We start from the raw sequence: 16,732 nt of genomic DNA, 5'->3' as shown, positions 1-16,732 counted from the left end.
GCCTCGAACTAGGGGGCGATCAGCAGCACCCGGACGTCGTCCCGGGCGGTGATCCGCCAGCCGGCGGCCACCGCCTGGGCGACCAGCGGCCGGTCGGGCTCGAGCAGCAGGCACCCGACGCGGTGCTCGGCCAGCTCGGCCAGCGCGCCGTCCCGGCCGGCCATCAGCCGCTCGGCCCACACGAGGGTGTCCATGCCGTAGACGTCGTTGCGGCCGTCGGCGGAGACGAGCACGCCGTCCGACCCGCGCAGCAGGGTGAGCAGGCCGCCCTCGTCGTACTCGTTGAGCACCCGGCAGCCGTCGGGGACGGCGGCGATCGTGGCCGCGGTCGGGAACAGCGGCCCGGGCCGGCCGAAGTCGCCCAGGTCGGAGAGGGCGACGCCGAGCACCGCGGCGCCGACCGCGACCGGCAGGGCCAGGGACAAGCGGCTGACCAGCCACGGCAGGCGCGCCGGGCGCAGCAGCGGGACGACGGCGGCCACCGCGGGCAGGGCCACCAGCAGCGCCATCGGGGAGAACCGGGCAGCGGTGACGCCGCCGGCGACCAGCACGGCCGTGGCCCCGGTCCAGTACGGCAGCCACGACGGCGTGGTCCCGGTCCGCGCGGACCGGCGCCACGCCACCACCAGCGCGGCGCACAGCAGGGCGGCCACCGACCAGGTCAGGACGAGGTAGCCCTTCGCCCGCCACAGCGGCGCCCACTCGTCGATGAGGTCCACCGACGCACCGGCCGTGGCGCCGGCGGCGGCGAGGATGCCCGTCCCCAGCGGGGACAGCAGGCAGCCGACCCCGACGGCGCCGACGACGACCGCCGAGCGGCCCAGCCGTGCCCGGGCCGGGCCGGTGAGCGCGGCCAGGGCGACCCCACCCGCCACCGCGGCCAGCCCGCCCAGCGCCGCCAGGTGCAGGTTCACCCACACCGCGGTCAGGGCGAGGAGGGCGGCGGCCCCGCTCAGGAGGCGGCGGGGGGAGGTCAGCACCCGGGCGGCGAGCGCGACGACCAGGACCACCAGCGCGTAGCTGACCGTCTGCGGCCGGGCCGACAGCCACACGACGAGCGGGACGACCGCGACGGTGCCCAGCACCGTCAGGTGGGGGACGGACGCCCCCAGCCCGCGCCCGACCAGCGCGACGGCGGCGCCGACGAGGGAGACGGTGAGCACGGTCCACCAGCCCAGGCCGGCCCAGCCACCCAGCGCCCACGCGCGCTCCACCAGCACGTCGTACAACCAGGAGTTCGGGTGCCACGGCGTGCCGGCGGCGTCCCAGCTGTCGTTCTCCACCAGCGCGGTGGTGCGCCGCTGCAGGATTTCCGCGCCGGTGGTGACCTGCCAGTACGTGTCGCCCTCGGAGAAACGGGTGGACCGGGCCAGGGCGACCAGCACGAACGGCAGCGCGCCGCCGAGCAGCAGCCAGCGCCACCGGTCCGGCCGGCGCCGGGGGGCACCCGCGCCGTCGGGTGCGGTGGCCGGGTGTGGGCTCAGGGTGGCGGTCACGGTGTCCTCGGGTCGGGCGGCGGTCCCTCCCTCCGTCGGCCCGCGGCGCCGGCTCCTTGAGTCAGGCCGGGACCGGCTCCCCCTCGCGGGCGGGGAGCCGGACGGCGACCAGCGGCAGGAACAGCTGCACCAGCGGGCCGATCGCCACCGCGTAGAGCACGGTGCCGACGCCGACCGTGCCGCCCAGCAGCAGGCCGACGGCGAGCACGGTGAGCTCCAGGCAGGTGCGTACCAGCCGCACGCTGCGGCCGGTGCGGGTCACCAGGCCGGTCATCAGCCCGTCCCGCGGGCCGGCCCCGAACGCGCTGGCCAGGTAGGTGGCCCCGGCGAGGCCGTTGAGGACGACGCCGCCCACGAGCAGGCCGATCCGCACCGGCAGGGAGTCCACCGGCGGGAGCACCGCGAGGCCGGCGTCCACCGCGACCCCGATGACGACGACGTTGCTGACCGTGCCCAGCCCCGGCCGCTGCCGCAGCGGGACCCACAGCAGCAGCACCAGCGCGCCGACCACGATGACCACGGTGCCGAAGGACCAGCCCAGCTGCTCGGACAGGCCCTGGTGCAGCACGTCCCAGGGGTCCAGGCCGAGGTCGGCGCGCAGCACCAGGGCCATCGAGAACCCGTACAGCGCGAGGCCGGCGTACAGCTGCACCAGGCGGCGGGGCAGCCGGCCGGTGCGCAGCTGCCGGAGGGGGGAGAGCTCGGGGGGCACGACGTCCAGCGTGGACCGCGTCGGCGGCGCGGGGAGCGGTCCACCGTGGCCCGGTGGACTGCTCCGGGCGGGTGGTTCCCGCCGCGCGGAGGTCCGCTGCAGGTGATCGGCGCGCCCGGGCGTGTCACCATGGACGACGGCCCGGACGGCGGGCCCACGACCAGGGAGGTGCCGCGGTGCGCAGCGAACCCCCGAGTAGTCCCGAGGTCCCCGCCGCCTGAGCGCACGTGCGTCCTGCGGGCGGGACCTCCTCCGGTGCCCCGAACCGCTCGACCCCCAGGGAGCCCGCCGTGGCCGACCGCCGCCGTCCCCAGCTCACCGCACCCCTCACCGCGCTGACCACCCTCGCCCGCCGGCCCCGGCCGAACGGGCTGTCGCCGGAGCCCGCGACCCGGCTCGAGCTGCCCGGCCGCGGGCCGAAGGTCATCGACAACGCCGTCTACAGCCACGGCAAGCGGGTGGCCACCGCCGAGTCGCCCGCCGAGAGCCGGACGCTGCTGCAGCTGGCCGACGGGTTCACCGAGAGCCGGCTGGCCTGGCTGGGGCTCTACCGGCCCGAGCCCCGCCAGGTCGGGGAGCTGGCGGAGCTGTTCGACCTGCCGGAGCTCGCGGTCGAGGACGCCATCCACGCCCACCAGCGACCGAAGTTCGAGCGGTACGGGGAGACGCTGTTCGTCGTCCTCAAGGCCGCTCGCTACCTCGACGCCCGCGAGGAGGTCGAGTTCGGCGAGCTGCACCTGTTCCTCGGCCGGGACTTCGTCATCACCATCCGGCACGCGGAGTCCCCGGACCTGGCGCGGGTGCGCCGGCGGCTGGAGAGCGACCCGGAGCTGCTGGCCAAGGGCAGCGAGTCGGTGCTCTACGCCATCCTCGACGCCGTCGTCGACGGGTACCTGCCGGTGCTGGCGGGCCTGGACAAGGACATCGACGAGATCGAGCTCGAGGTGTTCCGCGGGGACCCGAAGGTCTCGCGGCGGATCTACGAGCTGTCCCAGGAGGTGCTCGACGTGCAGCGGGCCACCGCGCCGCTGTCGGGGATCTGCGCGGCGATCGCGGCCGGGTTCGAGAAGTACGGCGTCGACGAGGAGCTGCGGGCCTACCTGCGCGACGTCGCCGACCACGTCACCGGCATCAACGAGCGGGTGGACGCCTTCCGGTCGCAGCTGCGCGACATCCTCACCGTGAACGCCACGCTGGTCGCGCAGCGGCAGAACGAGGAGATGAAGACGCTCTCGGAGACCTCGATCGCGCAGGGCGAGGAGGTCAAGAAGATCTCCGCGTGGGCGGCCATCCTGTTCGCGCCGTCCCTGGTGGGCGGGGTCTACGGGATGAACTTCGACCACATGCCCGAGCGGACGTGGGTCTACGGCTACCCGTTCGCCCTGGCACTGATGCTCGCGACCAGCCTGACGCTCTACGTGATCTTCAAGCGCCGCGACTGGATCTAGGCGTAAGCTCGACCAGCACAACTGCACAGGGGGTGATTGGTCTCGACTTCGGTCGGGTCACCAGGGGAAGCGAGCCGAGGAAGCCAACGATGAGCTCGTTAACCACGCGTTGGAAAACACACAAGCGCCGACTCCAGTCAGCGCGACTTCGCTCTCGCTGCGTAAGCAGCCGGAGTGAGTCTGTCAGCCCGGGTTCTGTCATCGGCCCGGATCCTGGCATCAGCTAGATGACTCACCGTGCTGGTCGGTCGCGGACCGGCACGGGACACCCCACAGCGACTGGGCCTGTCGTCCCGACCTGTTCGTGGGATCGGGAAGGTCGAGCAGGGACACAGCGGACTGCGCTCGGAGAAGCCCTGGTCGCGCGTCGAAGGACGCGGGTTCGATTCCCGCCACCTCCACATCACTGCACCACCCCTGGCAGAGCAGAGCCCGGACGGTCCTCGGACCGCTCGGGCTCTGCTGCGTCCGGGGCCCGTCGGTCAGGCGCCGACGTAGGCGGCGAGGTGCTGGCCGGTGAGGGTGGAGCGGTCGGCGACCAGCTGCGCGGGCGTGCCCTGGAAGACCACCCGACCGCCGTCGTGCCCGGCGCCGGGCCCGATGTCGATGACGTGGTCGGCGTGCGCCATGACGGCCTGGTGGTGCTCGATCACGATGACCGACTTCCCGGCGTCGACCAGCCGGTCGAGCAGGCCCAGCAGTTGGTCGACGTCGGCCAGGTGCAGGCCGGTGGTGGGTTCGTCGAGCACGTAGACCGTGCCGCCCTCGCCCATCTGGGTGGCCAGCTTCAGCCGCTGCCGCTCGCCGCCGGACAGCGTGTTGAGCGGCTGGCCCAGAGTGAGGTAGCCCAGGCCGACGTCGGCCATGCGGGTCAGCACCGCGTGCGCGGCGGGCGTCTTCGCCTCGCCGTCCCCGAAGTAGTCGTGGGCCTCGGCGACCGACAGGGCGAGCACCTCGGCGATGTTCTTCCCGCCCAGGCGGTACTCGAGGACCGCGGCCTGGAACCGCTTGCCCTCGCACTCCTCGCACGGGGTCGAGACGGTGCCCATCGTCGGGATCTCGGTGATGATCACGCCCGCGCCGTTGCAGGACGGGCAGGCGCCCTCGGAGTTGGCGCTGAACAGCGCCGGCTTGACCCCGTTGGCCTTGGCGAACGCCTTGCGCACCGGCTCCAGCAGCCCGGTGTAGGTGGCCGGGTTGCTGCGCCGTGACCCCTTGATCGCGCTCTGGTCGATGCTGACCACGCCCTCGCGGCCGGCGACCGAGCCGTGCACCAGCGAGCTCTTGCCCGACCCGGCCACCCCGGTCACGACCACCAGCACGCCCAGCGGGACGTCGACGTCCACGTCCTGCAGGTTGTGCGTGCTCGCCCCGCGCACCTCCAGCACGCCGGTCGGGGTGCGGACGGCGTCCTTGAGCCGGGCCCGGTCGTCGAGGTGCTGCCCGGTGAGCGTGCCGCTGGCCCGCAGGCCCGCCAGCGACCCCTCGTAGACCACCTCGCCGCCGGCGGTGCCCGCCCGCGGGCCCATGTCGACCACGTGGTCGGCGATGGCGATGGTCTCGGGCTTGTGCTCGACCACCAGCACGGTGTTGCCCTTGTCGCGCAGCTGCAGCAGCAGGGTGTTCATCTTGCCGATGTCGTGCGGGTGCAGGCCGATGGTGGGCTCGTCGAAGACGTAGGTGACGTCGGTCAGCGAGGACCCGAGGTGCCGGATGAGCTTGGTGCGCTGCGCCTCGCCGCCGGACAGCGTGCCGGCCGGGCGGTCGAGCGACAGGTAGCCCAGCCCGATGTCGGTGAACGCGTCGAGGGTGTCGCGCAGCCCGGCCACCAGCGGCGCCACCGAGGATTCCTGCAGCTCCCGGACCCACGCGGCCAGGTCGCTGATCTGCATCTGGCACAGCTCGGCGATGTTCTTGCCCGCGATGCGGGAGCTGCGGGCGGTCTCGTTGAGCCGGGTGCCGTCGCAGTCGGGGCAGGTGGTGAAGGTGACCGCCCGCTCGACGAAGGCGCGGATGTGCGGCTGCATCGCGTCGACGTCCTTGGACAGGAAAGACTTCTGGATCTGCGGGATGATCCCCAGGAAGGTCAGGTTGATGCCCTCGACCTTGATCTTGGTGGCGTCCTGGTACAGCAGCGCCCGCAGCTCGCGCTCGGGCAGGTCGCGGATCGGGGTGTCGCAGTCGAACAGGCCGGCCCCGCGCAGGATGCGGCCCTGCCAGCCGTCCATCGACCAGCCGGGGATGGTCAGCGCGCCCCCGTTGATGGACTTCGTGTCGTCGTAGAGCGCGCTGCGGTCGACGTCGGTGACCGAGCCGCGGCCCTCGCACCGGGCGCACATGCCGCCCTGCACGTGGAACTCCTTGCGCTCGACCTTCCTCCCGGCCGCCGGGTCGCCGCGCTCGACGGTCAGCCCGCCCTTGCCGCTGACCGTGGCGGTGTTGAAGGAGAACGCCTGCGCGGAGCCGATGTGCGGCTGGCCGACCTTGCTGAACAGGATGCGCAGCAGGGCGTTGACGTCGGTGGCGGTGCCCAGGGTGGAGCGCGGGTTGGCGCCCATCCGCTCCTGGTCGACGATGATCGCGGTGGTCAGGCCGTCGAGGAGGTCGACGTCGGGGCGGGCCTGCGAGGGCATGAAGCCCTGCAGGAACGCCGGGTAGGTCTCGTTGATCAGCCGCTGGGACTCCGCGGCGATGGTGGCGAACACCAGCGAGCTCTTGCCCGACCCCGACACCCCGGTGAACACCGTGAGGCGGCGCTTGGGGATCTCGACGTCGACGTCCTTGAGGTTGTTCTCGCGGGCGCCGAGGACGCGGATGAGGTCGTGGCTGTCGGCCGGGTGCTCCACGGCGTGGTGTCTACCGCACCCGGACGACGATTCCGAGCCGGTCACACCCGATCGGGCCCGGTCGACAGGAGGATGTGGCGATGACCGAGGGGTTCGAGGCGGAGCGGCCGCGGCTGGTGGCGCTGGCCGCCCGGGTGCTGGGCGACCGGGCGGAGGCGGAGGACGTCGTCCAGCAGGCGTGGCTGCGGCTGGACCGCACCGACGCCGACGTCGACGACCTGCCGGCCTGGCTGACGACGGTGACCACCCGGCTCTGCCTGGACCGGCTGAAGGCACGCGTGCCGGTGCCGGTCGAGGACGTCGAGCTGCCCGGCGCCGCACCCGACCCCGCGGACGACGTCGTCCTGGCCGACACCGTCGGCGTCGCGCTCCAGGTGGTGCTGGACCGGCTGCCGCCGCGGGAGCGGGTGGCGTTCGTGCTGCACGACAGCTTCGGCTACGCCTTCGACACCGTCGCCGCCGTCCTGGGCACCACCCCGGCCGCGGCCCGCAAGCTCGCGTCCCGGGCCCGGGCTCGCATCGGGCAGCCGGCGCCGGAGGACCGGCTGGCGGACTGGGAGGTGGTCGACGCCTTCATGGCCGCCGCGCGCGGGGGCGACCTGGCGCGCCTGCTGGAGCTGCTGGCCCCCGGGGCCGGGGTCACCGCGGACGCCGCGGCGCTGCAGGCCGGCACGCCGGAGCGGATCGAGGGCCGGGACGCCGTCGCGGCGTTCTTCGACGGCAGCGCGCACGCCGCGCTGCCGGTGCTGGTGGACGACCGGCCCGGCTACGCCTGGTACCACCGCGGCGAGGTGAAGGTGGTCTTCGACTTCACCGTGGTCGACGGCCAGGTCACCGCCATCGTCTTCCGGGCCGAGCCCGACGTGCTCGCGTCGGTGCAGCGCCGGTCGGTCACACCCGGGGCGCCGCCGTCGTCAGAGGAGCAGGACACCACCACGACGGAGGAGCACCCATGAAGACGATGACCTGCGCGCAGCTCGGCGGGCCCTGCGACCACCCGCACCGCGGCGAGGACGCGAACGCCGTCATCAACGCCCAGGATGCGCACCTGAAGGAGCGCGAGGCGGCCGGGGACGCCACGCACACCGACGCCCGGGACGCGATGAAGGCCCGCTGGCGGCACCCGAAGAAGTCGATGGACTGGTACCGGGACGCGCAGCGGGCCTTCGAGGCCCTTCCCGAGGGCTAGATCTTCACGACCATCTTGCCGGTGTTCTCCCCGCGCATCATGCCGAGGAAGGCGTCGACCGCGTGGTCGATGCCCTCCACCACGGTCTCGTCCCAGGCGATGCGGCCGTCGGCGAACCAGCCGGTCATGTGCTCGCGGAACTCCGGGGCGAGGTGACCGTAGTTGCCCAGCGTGAAGCCCTTCAGGGTCAGTCCGCCCTTGATGACGTTCATCAGGTTGCGCGGCCCGGGGGGCGCCTGCTCGGCGTTGTAGCCGCTGATCGCACCGCACAGCGCGGCCCGCCCGCCGTCGTTGAAGACGGCGAGCGCGGCTTCGAGGTGGTCGCCGCCGACGTTGTCGAAGTACACGTCGATGCCGTCGGGGGCGGCCGCGCGCAGCTGGTCGAGGACGGGGCCCGCCTTGTAGTCGAAGCCGGCGTCGTAGCCGTACTTCTCCGTCAGCAGCGCGACCTTCTCCGGCGACCCGGCCGAGCCGATGACCCGTGCGGCGCCCAGCAGCTTCGCGATCTGGCCCACCGCGGAGCCGACCGCGCCGGCGGCACCGGACACGAAGACGGTGTCGCCCTCCTGCAGCTGCGCGATGGCGGTGAGCCCGACGTAGGCGGTCATGCCGGTCAGGCCGAGGATGCCCAGGTGCAGGGAGTGGGGTGCACCGGGTACCTCCTGCACGACCCGGAAGCCGCGGGCGTCCTCCTGGACGACGTCCCGCCAGCCGAAGTTGTGCAGCACGAGCGAGCCGACCGGGTGGGCGTCGGAGGTGGACTCCTCGACCCGGCCGACCGCGCCGCCGGTCATCGTCTCGCCGAGCGCGAAGGGCGGGATGTAGCTCTTCACGTCGTTCATCCGGCCCCGCATGTACGGGTCGACGGAGAGGAACTCGTTGCGCACCCGGACCTGGCCGGGGGCGAGGTCGCCGTAGGTGACGGTGACGGTCGCGAAGTCCTCGTGCGTCGGCCAGCCCTGGGGACGGCGGACGAGCTGGACCTGGGTGCTCTCGGTCATGGCGCTCCCGACGGAGTAGTGGAACGATCGGTTCAGATCCGACCGTACACGTCCGAGGAGGCCGCGTGCCCCGACCGCAGGCCTACGTGACCGAGGACGCCGTCCGCGCCGCGCGCGGGGTGTTCTGGACCCAGGGATTCGAGGGGTCCTCCGTGCCCGAGCTCGAGCGCGCCACCGGCCTGAACCGCTCGAGCATCTACCACGCCTTCGGCAGCAAGCGCGGCCTGTTCGACGCCGCCGTGCAGAGCTACCTCGACGAGGTCGTCCGCCCGCGCCTCGCCGTCCTCACCGGGTCCGAGGTCGCCCCCGACGCCCTGGTCGAGTACCTCGCGGGCCTGCGCGCGGCGATCGCCGACGCCGACCCGCCCGGCGCCGGGCAGGGATGCCTGCTGGTCAACACCGCCACCGCACCCATCGGCGGGGACGCCGCCGTGCGCGCCGTGGTCGCCGGCTACCGCGCCGAGCTGCGGACGGCGTTCGAGCGCGGCGGGCGTGCCCGGTTCCCCGGCCGCGACCCCGCCGAGCTCGCCGACACCCTCACCTCGCTGGTGGTCGCCGCCTTCGCCCTGGCCCGGGTCGACCCCGACGGCGCCGTCCGGTCGCTGGACGTGGCGCTGGCACAGGTCGCCTGAGGGGCCCGACGTGGATCAGCTGCGACGAGCAGCGTGCATCCTCCCCGGCCGACGTCGGTGGCGGAGGATGCACATCCGTCGTCGCACCTGATCCACGCCGGGGTCAGAGCTCGCCGCGGACCAGCTCCGCGGCCATCGCCAGGGCGCGCATCTTGCCGGCGGCGGACTCCCGCGGCAGGTACTTCAGGCCGCAGTCGCTGGAGAGCACCAGCTTCGCCACGTCCACGTGGTCCAGCGCGCGGCGCACCCGGTCTGCGACCTGCACCGGCGTCTCGACCTCGGGCGTCGAGAGGTCCAGCACGCCGAGCGCGATGCCCTTGCCGCGCAACGGCTCCAGGGTCGCCGGGTCCAGGTGGGACTGCGCGGTCTCCACCGACACCGCGTCGCAGGTGACGTCGGCCAGCTCGGGCAGGAACGAGTAGCCGTCGGGGCGCTGGGCGACCATCGCGGCGTACCCGAAGCACAGGTGCACGTGGGTGGTGCCGGCCGCGCCCTCCAGGGCCCGGTTCAGCGCCTCGACCCCGTACCGGCGGGCGACCTCGGGCCGGGCCTGCAGCCACGGCTCGTCCAGCTGGACGACGTCCGCGCCGGCGGCGAACAGGTCGGCGATCTCCGCCCGGACGACGTCGGCGTAGGCCAGTGCCAGCTCGCGGTCGTCGCCGTAGTGGTCGTCCTGCGCCTGCTGCGCCATGGTGAACGGCCCCGGGACGGTGATCTTGACGGCCCGGTCGGTGTGCGCGCGCAGGAACCGCACGTCGTCGGCCTGCACCGGCCGCGGCCGGGTGATCGGGCCGACCACGCGGGGCACCGGGATGTCCAGGCCCGAGCGGTTGCGCACCGTGCCCGGGGAGTCGAGGTCGATGCCCTCCAGGGCGGTGGCGAAGTGGTTGGAGTAGGACTCCCGGCGGACCTCGCCGTCCCCGATGATGTCCAGCCCGGCTTCCTCCTGGGCCCGGATGGTGACCAGGGTGGCGTCGTCCTGCGCCTCGGCCAGCCGGTCGGCCGGGATCCGCCAGAGCTCGGCGGCCCGCACCCGCGGCGGGAACTGGTGGCCCAGCCGGTCGCGGTCGATCAGCCAGTCGGGCTGGGGCAGGCTCCCGACGACGGTCGTGGGCAGCGGCGGCAGCGGGCGGGGCATGCCGTCGATCCTGCCCGACGCCCTCGCCGGCCCCAGGGGTGACAGGGGCCCGGGCGTGGGCCAGGGTGGCCTCACCCACCCGGCTCGACGAGGAGCTGCCCGTGATCGAGAACCCGTTCTACACACCCGAGGTGCAGGGCCCCTACCAGCTGCACTCCCTGGGGTCCTTCGAGCTGGAGGAGGGCGGGACCATCCCCGACCTCCAGCTGGCCGTCGCCACCTACGGCGAGCTGAACCAGGCCAGGGACAACGCGATCCTGGTCCCGACCTGGTTCAGCGGCACCCACGCCACCTGGTGGCAGGTCTACATCGGGCCCGGCCGGGCGCTGGACCCGGAGAAGTACTTCATCGTCGTGGTGAACCAGATCGGCAACGGGCTCTCGACGTCCCCGCACACCACCGACGACCCGACCATCGCGATGTCGCGGTTCCCCCAGGTCCGGATCGGGGACGACGTCCGGGCTCAGCGGCAGCTGACCCAGGAGGTGTTCGGCATCGACCGGTGGGCCCTGGTGGTCGGCGGCTCGATGGGCGCGCAGCAGGTCTACGAGTGGGCGGTGCGCTACCCCGAGGCGGTGCAGCGGGCCGCCCCGATCGCCGGCACCGCGCAGAACACCCCGCACGACTTCCTCTTCACCCAGACCCTCATGGACGCGATCACCTCCGACCCGGGGTGGAACGGCGGGGAGTACGCCAGCCACACCGAGGTCGCCGCCGGGCTGGCCCGGCACGCCGACATCTGGGCGATCATGGGCCTGTCGACGGAGTTCTGGCGGTCGGGGTTCTGGCGCGGCATCGAGCTGCCCGACACCAGCTGGGACACCTTCACCGAGTTCCAGGAGCGGTTCACCCGCGCGGTGTTCGGCGCGATGGACCCCAACGCGCTGCTGGTCATGGGCTGGAAGTGGCAGCGCGGCGACGTCGCCCGGCACACCGGCGGCGACCTGGCCGCGGCGCTGGGCCGGGTCACCGCGCGGACGTTCGTCATGCCCATCGACGAGGACATGTTCTTCCCGGTCCGGGACTGCCGTCGGGAGGCCGAGCTGGTCCCGGGGGCGCAGCTGCGGGTGCTGCCCAGCATCGCCGGCCACTTCGGCCTGTTCGGCTTCGAGCAGACCTACCTGGACGCCGTCGACGCGAACCTGGGGGAGCTGCTGGCCACGGAGGTCTGAGCCGTGGCCGCCGCCATGTCGGTGTTCCTGTGCGCCCGTGACCCGCGGGCGCTGGTCGACCAGCTCGTCGCCGGCCTCGGCTTCGAGGAGCTGGTCGTCTGGCCCGACGCCGACGGGGGGATCGCGCACGCGGAGCTGCGGCTCGGCGACGCGGTGGTCCTGGTGCAGACCGACCACGTCGGCTACCGCAAACCCGAGGTCACCGACCGGTGCGTCGGAGCCGGGACCGTGCTCACCCTCGACGGGCCCGACGAGGTGGACGCGGTGCACGCCCGGGCGGTGGCGGCCGGGATGACCTCGCTGATCGCACCGCAGGACACGCCCTGGGGCAACCACCGCGCCGAGCTGCTCGACCGTGAGGGCTACCAGTGGTCGATCTGCACCTACCGCCCCGGCGGGCAGGGCTGAGCCCGGCTCAGCCCCCGAAGGCGGCGCAGGCCTGCTCGGAACCGGTCGGACCGGCCGCGTCGGTGTCGGCCGGTCCGACGAGCAGCGCGCTGCCGTCGTCGTCCAGCAGGTCCTCCAGCTGCACGTCGACGGTCGCCGAGACCTGGCCGCCACCGTCGTCCTGCACCACCAGGCCGGCCAGCTCGGCTCCCTCGACGGGCTGCCCCGAGCCCTCCAGCGCGGCCGCGCAGTCGGCCGAGTCGAGCAAGGTCAGGGGGTGCTCGCCGACCGAGAGACCGGCCGCGTCGAGCTCCACCGTGGTCCCGGCTGCGGTCGCCGCCTGGCTGAGGGTGGCCGACCCGATGGTGCTGCCCCCGGCGTCCTGCAGCTCGGCGCTGCGCTCGACGGGCACCGGCTCGGAGACCACCGGCGAGGGGTCGGCGTCGCTGCCGGGCCCGTTGGTGGACGGGCTGCTGCACGCGGCGGCCAGGGCCAGCGGCAGAGCAGCGGCACCCAGGGCCGCCAGCAGGCGGGGTCGAGCGGTCACGGTTCCTCCTCGGCTCGTCGGTGTCGACGAGGGCGTGCCCGGGGTGGCGGGGGTCCGACACCGGGGGGCCCGCATCCGATGCGCGGTCGTGACCTACCGCGGGCCGGCAGGGGTGACCGCCGGCAGCTCGGCGGTGAGCAGGCGGACGTGCCTGCGGCGGCCCGGGCGGCGCGCGGCCAGGAAGTCCAGTGCGATCGCCGCCGTCCAGGACTGGTCCTTCGACCCGAGCTGCTCGCCGGTCAGCGGCTCGTAGTACTCGGCGAAGTCGCAGTCGACCAGCTGCGCCAGCCCGGCCAGCCGCAGCGCGTTGGCCGCCTCCTGCTCACCGGAGCGGTTCAGCGCCCAGGCCATCAGCCAGTTCAGCACCGGCCACTGCGGCCCCCGCCAGTAGGTGCGCTCCCGGAACGCCGGCGAGGCCGGGGACACCGAGGGGACGACGGGCCAGCGCAGCCGGGAGTGCCCGCACCAGCGGGGGCCCAGCAGCAGGTCCCGCTGGCGGCGCAGCAGCGCGTCGTCACCCCCGCACACCAGCGGTGCGAACCCGGCGGCGGACTCCACCGACAGGTACTCACCGGTCCGCAGGTCCAGGTCGCGGGCCAGGTCGGTGGCCGGGTCGACCGAGCGCAGCACCCCGGTGCGGAAGCGGCGCGCGATGGCCCGGGACTCCTCGATGCCGTCCGGGTCCGCGCCGAGCTCGGCGCCGAGGTCGGCCAGCAGGTCCGAGGACGCGGCCAGCAGCGCCGACACCAGCACGTCGCCGACGACGAAGTCACCGGTGGCCCGGTAGACGGCGTCGTCGTAGCGGGCCCGCACCTTCTGCTCGACCAGCCACAGGTAGCGGGCGTACTCGGCGTCGCTGGGCCGCTGCGAGGGGTCGGCGACGTGCGCCAGGTCGCGGCGGACGAACGGCGGCATCGGCCCGGGCACCACCCGGGAGTAGGGCGCGTCCCAGCGCGGGGAGTCGTCCATCCCCGACTCCCAGCCGTGGTGGATCTCGACCAGGCCCAACCCCTGCGGGTCGCGGGCAGTGGCCAGGTAGCGGTGCCAGGCCAGCCAGCGCGGGAAGGTCTCGACGACGAACGCCTCGGCCAGCTCCTGGTCCGCGCCGCCCTTGCGGCGGGCGTCGTGCAGGATCCGCGACAGCGCGACCACGTGGATCGGCGGCTGGGTGATCCCGCTGGTCGGCACCCCGACCGGCCGGGCCGCGGCGACCTGGGTGCGCCAGCGGTCCGGGTCGGGGAAGTAGTCGCTGGGGGAGTGGAAGAGGATGTGCGGGATCATCCCGGTCGTCCACTGCCCGCTCAGCAGGGTGCGCAGCTCGTCCAGCGCCCGCGGCACCGACACCGTCGCGATGCCGAGCGCGACGAACCCGGCGTCCCAGCTCCACATGTGCGGGTACAGCGTCGGGGAGGCAACGGTGAACCGGCCGCGGTCGTTGGCCTTCAGCACGTAGCCGGCCCGACCGGCCATCAGCGCGATGTCGTTGGGCGTGGGCTGGGCGACCGGCATGACCCATCCTCACCGGCCGGCCCGCCCGGCGGTAGAGGCCTGCGTCACCCCTGGGGGCGGGTGCTCGTTGACCGGTGCTGTGGGGCCGGGATGATCACCGCTGTGCTGGGGACCGTCCGTGGCGTGCCCGCCGCGCTGCTGCGCGTGGTGGTCCCCGGGATCCGGCGGGTGGTGCCCGCCGACCGGGTCGTCGCCCCGGGCATCGCGCTGCTCGTCGTCGCCGCCAACCTCGTGGGCGCGGGCGTGGTGACCGTGCTGCTGCTGGGGGTCAACGGCGGCAGCGACGTGGAGTCCCCGACCGGCCGGCTGGTCACCGGTGTCGTGGGCGCGGCCTACCTGCTGCTGGCCATCCCGGTCGGCGTCGTCCTGGGCCTGCACAAGCACCGCCGGACCAACCGCTGGCTGTGGACCGGCCGCACCCCCGCACCCGAGGAGGTGCTGCTGGCGCTGCGGCTGCCCGGCGACGTCGCCCGGCTGGTCGCCTGGGTGTGGGCGCTGGCCGCGGTCGGGCTGGGCGTGGTGTCCGCGGCGGTGTACCCGGAGGCCCTGGTGGGGCTGCGGATCGGCATCTCCGTCGTCCTCGGCGGCGTGGTCACCGCCGGGGTGACCTACCTGCTGGTCGCCCGCGCCGCCCGGCACGTCACCGCCCGCGCGCTGGCCGCGCAGCCCCCCGACCAGCCGCGCACGCTCAGCGTCCGCCGCCGCCTGCTGCTCACCTGGGGCCTGACCAGCGGCGTGCCGATGCTCGGCCTGATCCTGCTGGTGGTCGACCCCACCGGCCAGGGCACCCCGGGCCGGTTCACCGCGATCTTCTTGCCCGGGGTCGCGCTGGTCGTCGGGCTGCTGGCCACGCTGCTGGTGGCCCGCGGCGTCGGCACCCCGCTGCGCGAGCTGCGCCGGGCGGTGCAGCGGATCGGGGAGGGCGACACCGACGTCCGGGTGGTCGTGGACGACGCCGGGGAGATCGGGCTGCTGCAGAACGGGGTCAACACCATGGCCGGCGGCCTGGCCGAGCGGGAGCGGCTGCGCGACCTGTTCGGCCGGCACGTCGGCGCCGACGTCGCCGCCCGCGCGCTGTCCGACGGCGTCGAGCTCGGCGGCGAGGTCCGCACGGTCGCCGCGCTGTTCGTCGACGTCGCCGGCTCCACCGGGTTGGCGCAGCGGCTGGGCCCGCAGGAGATGGTCGGCCTGCTCAACCGGTTCTTCGCCGTCGTCGTCGACGCCACCTCCGCCGAGGGCGGCCTGGTCAACAAGTTCGAGGGCGACGCCGCGCTGTGCGTCTTCGGCGCGCCCCAGCCGCTGCCCGACGCGGCCGGCGCCGCCCTGCGCGCGGCCCGGGCGATCTGCACCGCGGTGGCCGAGGCCGGCGAGGTCGACGTCGGCGTCGGCGTGGCGTGGGGCGACGTCGTGGCCGGCCAGATCGGCGCGGACAGCCGCTCGGAGTACACCGTCATCGGCGACGCGGTGAACACCGCCGCCCGGCTCACCGAGCTGGCCAAGGACCACGCCGGCCGGGTGGTGGCCAGCGACGCCGCCCTGCAGGCCGCCGACGCCGGCGAGCGGGCGCACTGGGTGCGCGGCGAGGAGGTCGTGCTGCGCGGCCGCTCCGAGCCGACCCGGCTGTGGGTGCTCGGGGCACCACAGCTCGGGGCACCATAGGCGGCGTGCCGGGCTTCGAGGACGACCTGCGGGCCCGGTTCGGCGACGCCGCCCGCCTCGACGGCCTGGCCCGCGCGGTGTGGTCCACCGACGCCTCGAACTACCGGGTACCCCCGCGCGCGGTCGTGCAGCCCCGCACCCGGGACGACGTCGTCGACGCCGTCGCGCTGGCCGCCGCGCACGGCGTGCCGGTGACGCCCCGCGGCGGCGGCACCTCCTGCGCCGGGAACGCCATCGGCCCCGGCCTGGTCCTCGACCTCTCCCGGCACCTGCACCGGGTGCTCGCGGTGAACCCGGTGGCCCGCACCGCCACGGTGCAGCCCGGGGTGGTGCTCGCCGACCTGCAGGCCGCCGCCGCACCGCACGGCCTGCGGTTCGGCCCCGACCCCTCCACCGCCTCCCGGGCCACCCTCGGCGGGCTGATCGGGAACAACGCCTGCGGCCCGCACGGGCTGTCCTACGGCCGCACCGCCGACAACGTGGTGGAGCTGACCTGGCTCACCGGTGACGGCCGGGTCCTCACCGCGGGGTCCGGCCCCGGCGCGCTGGCCGCCGTCCCCGGGCTGGCCGGGTTCGTCCGCGACCACCTCGGCGTCGTCCGCACCGAGTTCGGCCGCTTCGCCCGGCAGATCTCGGGCTACTCGCTGGAGCACCTGCTGCCCGAGAACGGCTCGTCGCTGGCCGCGGCGCTGGTGGGCACCGAGGGCACCTGCGGGGTGCTGCTGGAGGCCGTGGTCCGGCTCGTGCCGCGGGCGCCCGCCCCCGCGCTGGCGGTGCTCGCCTACCCGGACATGGCCGCGGCCGCCGACGACGTCCCCGCTCTCCTGCCGCTGCGCCCGCTGGCGCTGGAGGGCCTGGACGCCCGGCTGGTCGACGTCGTCCGCCGGGCGCACGGCAGCGTGCCCGACCTGCCCGACGGCGGCGGCTGGCTGATGGCCGAGCTCGGCGGGGACACCTCCGCCGCGGCGGTGGACGCCGCGCACCGGTTCGCCGCCG

At 74.4% G+C, this 16,732-nt stretch carries 15 protein-coding genes and 1 other RNA gene; 9 read left to right on the top strand and 7 right to left on the bottom strand.

Going from position 1 to position 16,732, the window contains the following annotated elements; translation table 11 throughout:
- Positions 1-8: 8 nt before the first annotated feature.
- Both NH342_RS03510 and NH342_RS03505 read right to left on the bottom strand, forming a co-directional pair.
- On the bottom strand, positions 9-1,496 hold the full coding sequence (locus tag NH342_RS03510; protein WP_253011304.1) for a hypothetical protein: 1,488 nt from the start codon (positions 1,494-1,496) through the stop codon (positions 9-11).
- Positions 1,497-1,557: 61 nt separating this feature from the next.
- The gene (locus NH342_RS03505; RefSeq protein ID WP_253011302.1) at positions 1,558-2,208 is read right to left on the bottom strand and encodes a YitT family protein; all 651 of its coding nucleotides are present in this window, start codon (positions 2,206-2,208) and stop codon (positions 1,558-1,560) included.
- A 290-nt stretch (positions 2,209-2,498) separates the two neighbouring features.
- Here NH342_RS03505 and NH342_RS03500 point away from each other — a divergent pair, with 290 nt between their 5' ends.
- Both NH342_RS03500 and ssrA read left to right on the top strand, forming a co-directional pair.
- Complete coding sequence (locus NH342_RS03500) at positions 2,499-3,656, top strand: magnesium and cobalt transport protein CorA (protein WP_253011300.1); 1,158 nt, start codon at positions 2,499-2,501, stop codon at positions 3,654-3,656.
- Between the two features lie 28 nt (positions 3,657-3,684).
- Positions 3,685-4,060: a transfer-messenger RNA gene (gene ssrA, locus NH342_RS03495) on the top strand.
- A gap of 78 nt (positions 4,061-4,138) precedes the next feature.
- Here ssrA and NH342_RS24055 read toward each other — a convergent pair.
- Complete coding sequence (locus NH342_RS24055; RefSeq protein WP_253011298.1) at positions 4,139-6,502, bottom strand: ATP-binding cassette domain-containing protein; 2,364 nt, start codon at positions 6,500-6,502, stop codon at positions 4,139-4,141.
- A gap of 80 nt (positions 6,503-6,582) precedes the next feature.
- On the opposite strand from NH342_RS24055, the gene NH342_RS03485 reads away from it, so the two are divergent.
- The gene (locus NH342_RS03485) at positions 6,583-7,458 is read left to right on the top strand and encodes a sigma-70 family RNA polymerase sigma factor (RefSeq protein ID WP_253011296.1); all 876 of its coding nucleotides are present in this window, start codon (positions 6,583-6,585) and stop codon (positions 7,456-7,458) included.
- Positions 7,455-7,691 carry a hypothetical protein gene (locus NH342_RS03480; RefSeq protein WP_253011294.1) on the top strand — a complete coding sequence of 79 codons (237 nt, stop codon included), beginning with the start codon at positions 7,455-7,457 and terminating at the stop codon, positions 7,689-7,691. Before NH342_RS03485 ends, NH342_RS03480 begins: the two co-directional genes overlap by 4 nt.
- On the opposite strand, the gene NH342_RS03475 is transcribed toward NH342_RS03480, so the two are convergent.
- Positions 7,688-8,692 (bottom strand): NADP-dependent oxidoreductase, encoded by a 1,005-nt coding sequence (locus NH342_RS03475; RefSeq protein ID WP_253011292.1) that lies wholly within the window; start codon positions 8,690-8,692, stop codon positions 7,688-7,690. The genes NH342_RS03480 and NH342_RS03475 overlap by 4 nt on opposite strands.
- Positions 8,693-8,757: 65 nt before the next feature.
- On the opposite strand from NH342_RS03475, the gene NH342_RS03470 reads away from it, so the two are divergent.
- Entirely contained in the window at positions 8,758-9,324 is a 567-nt protein-coding gene (locus NH342_RS03470; protein WP_253011290.1) for a TetR/AcrR family transcriptional regulator, read from the top strand.
- A gap of 103 nt (positions 9,325-9,427) precedes the next feature.
- Here the strand turns inward: NH342_RS03470 and NH342_RS03465 are convergent, their stop codons facing one another.
- Positions 9,428-10,462 (bottom strand): uroporphyrinogen decarboxylase family protein, encoded by a 1,035-nt coding sequence (locus NH342_RS03465; protein ID WP_253011287.1) that lies wholly within the window; start codon positions 10,460-10,462, stop codon positions 9,428-9,430.
- Between the two features lie 65 nt (positions 10,463-10,527).
- Between NH342_RS03465 and NH342_RS03460 the strand changes: the two genes are divergently transcribed.
- Positions 10,528-11,634 (top strand): alpha/beta fold hydrolase, encoded by a 1,107-nt coding sequence (locus tag NH342_RS03460; RefSeq protein WP_253011285.1) that lies wholly within the window; start codon positions 10,528-10,530, stop codon positions 11,632-11,634.
- A 3-nt stretch (positions 11,635-11,637) separates the two neighbouring features.
- Positions 11,638-12,042: a VOC family protein gene (locus NH342_RS03455; RefSeq protein WP_253011283.1), complete on the top strand. Its 405-nt coding sequence runs from the start codon at positions 11,638-11,640 to the stop codon at positions 12,040-12,042.
- Between the two features lie 7 nt (positions 12,043-12,049).
- Here NH342_RS03455 and NH342_RS03450 read toward each other — a convergent pair whose 3' ends face one another.
- Positions 12,050-12,568, bottom strand: coding sequence for a hypothetical protein (locus NH342_RS03450; protein ID WP_253011281.1), 519 nt, complete (start codon positions 12,566-12,568; stop codon positions 12,050-12,052).
- 93 nt (positions 12,569-12,661) lie between these two features.
- Positions 12,662-14,077: a glycoside hydrolase 100 family protein gene (locus NH342_RS03445; protein WP_253011279.1), complete on the bottom strand. Its 1,416-nt coding sequence runs from the start codon at positions 14,075-14,077 to the stop codon at positions 12,662-12,664.
- Between the two features lie 123 nt (positions 14,078-14,200).
- Between NH342_RS03445 and NH342_RS24050 the strand changes: the two genes are divergently transcribed.
- Together NH342_RS24050 and NH342_RS03435 are read left to right on the top strand one after the other, a co-directional pair.
- Positions 14,201-15,736 carry an adenylate/guanylate cyclase domain-containing protein gene (locus NH342_RS24050; RefSeq protein WP_253011277.1) on the top strand — a complete coding sequence of 512 codons (1,536 nt, stop codon included), beginning with the start codon at positions 14,201-14,203 and terminating at the stop codon, positions 15,734-15,736.
- 5 nt (positions 15,737-15,741) lie between these two features.
- Positions 15,742-16,732: FAD-binding oxidoreductase (locus NH342_RS03435; protein WP_253011275.1), on the top strand; the 991-nt coding region annotated here is incomplete at its 3' end.

Source organism: Klenkia sp. PcliD-1-E (assembly GCF_024124375.1).
In the GTDB taxonomy this organism is placed as follows: Bacteria; Actinomycetota; Actinomycetes; order Mycobacteriales; family Geodermatophilaceae; genus Klenkia.
This window is presented reverse-complemented; position numbering and strand designations above follow the sequence as displayed.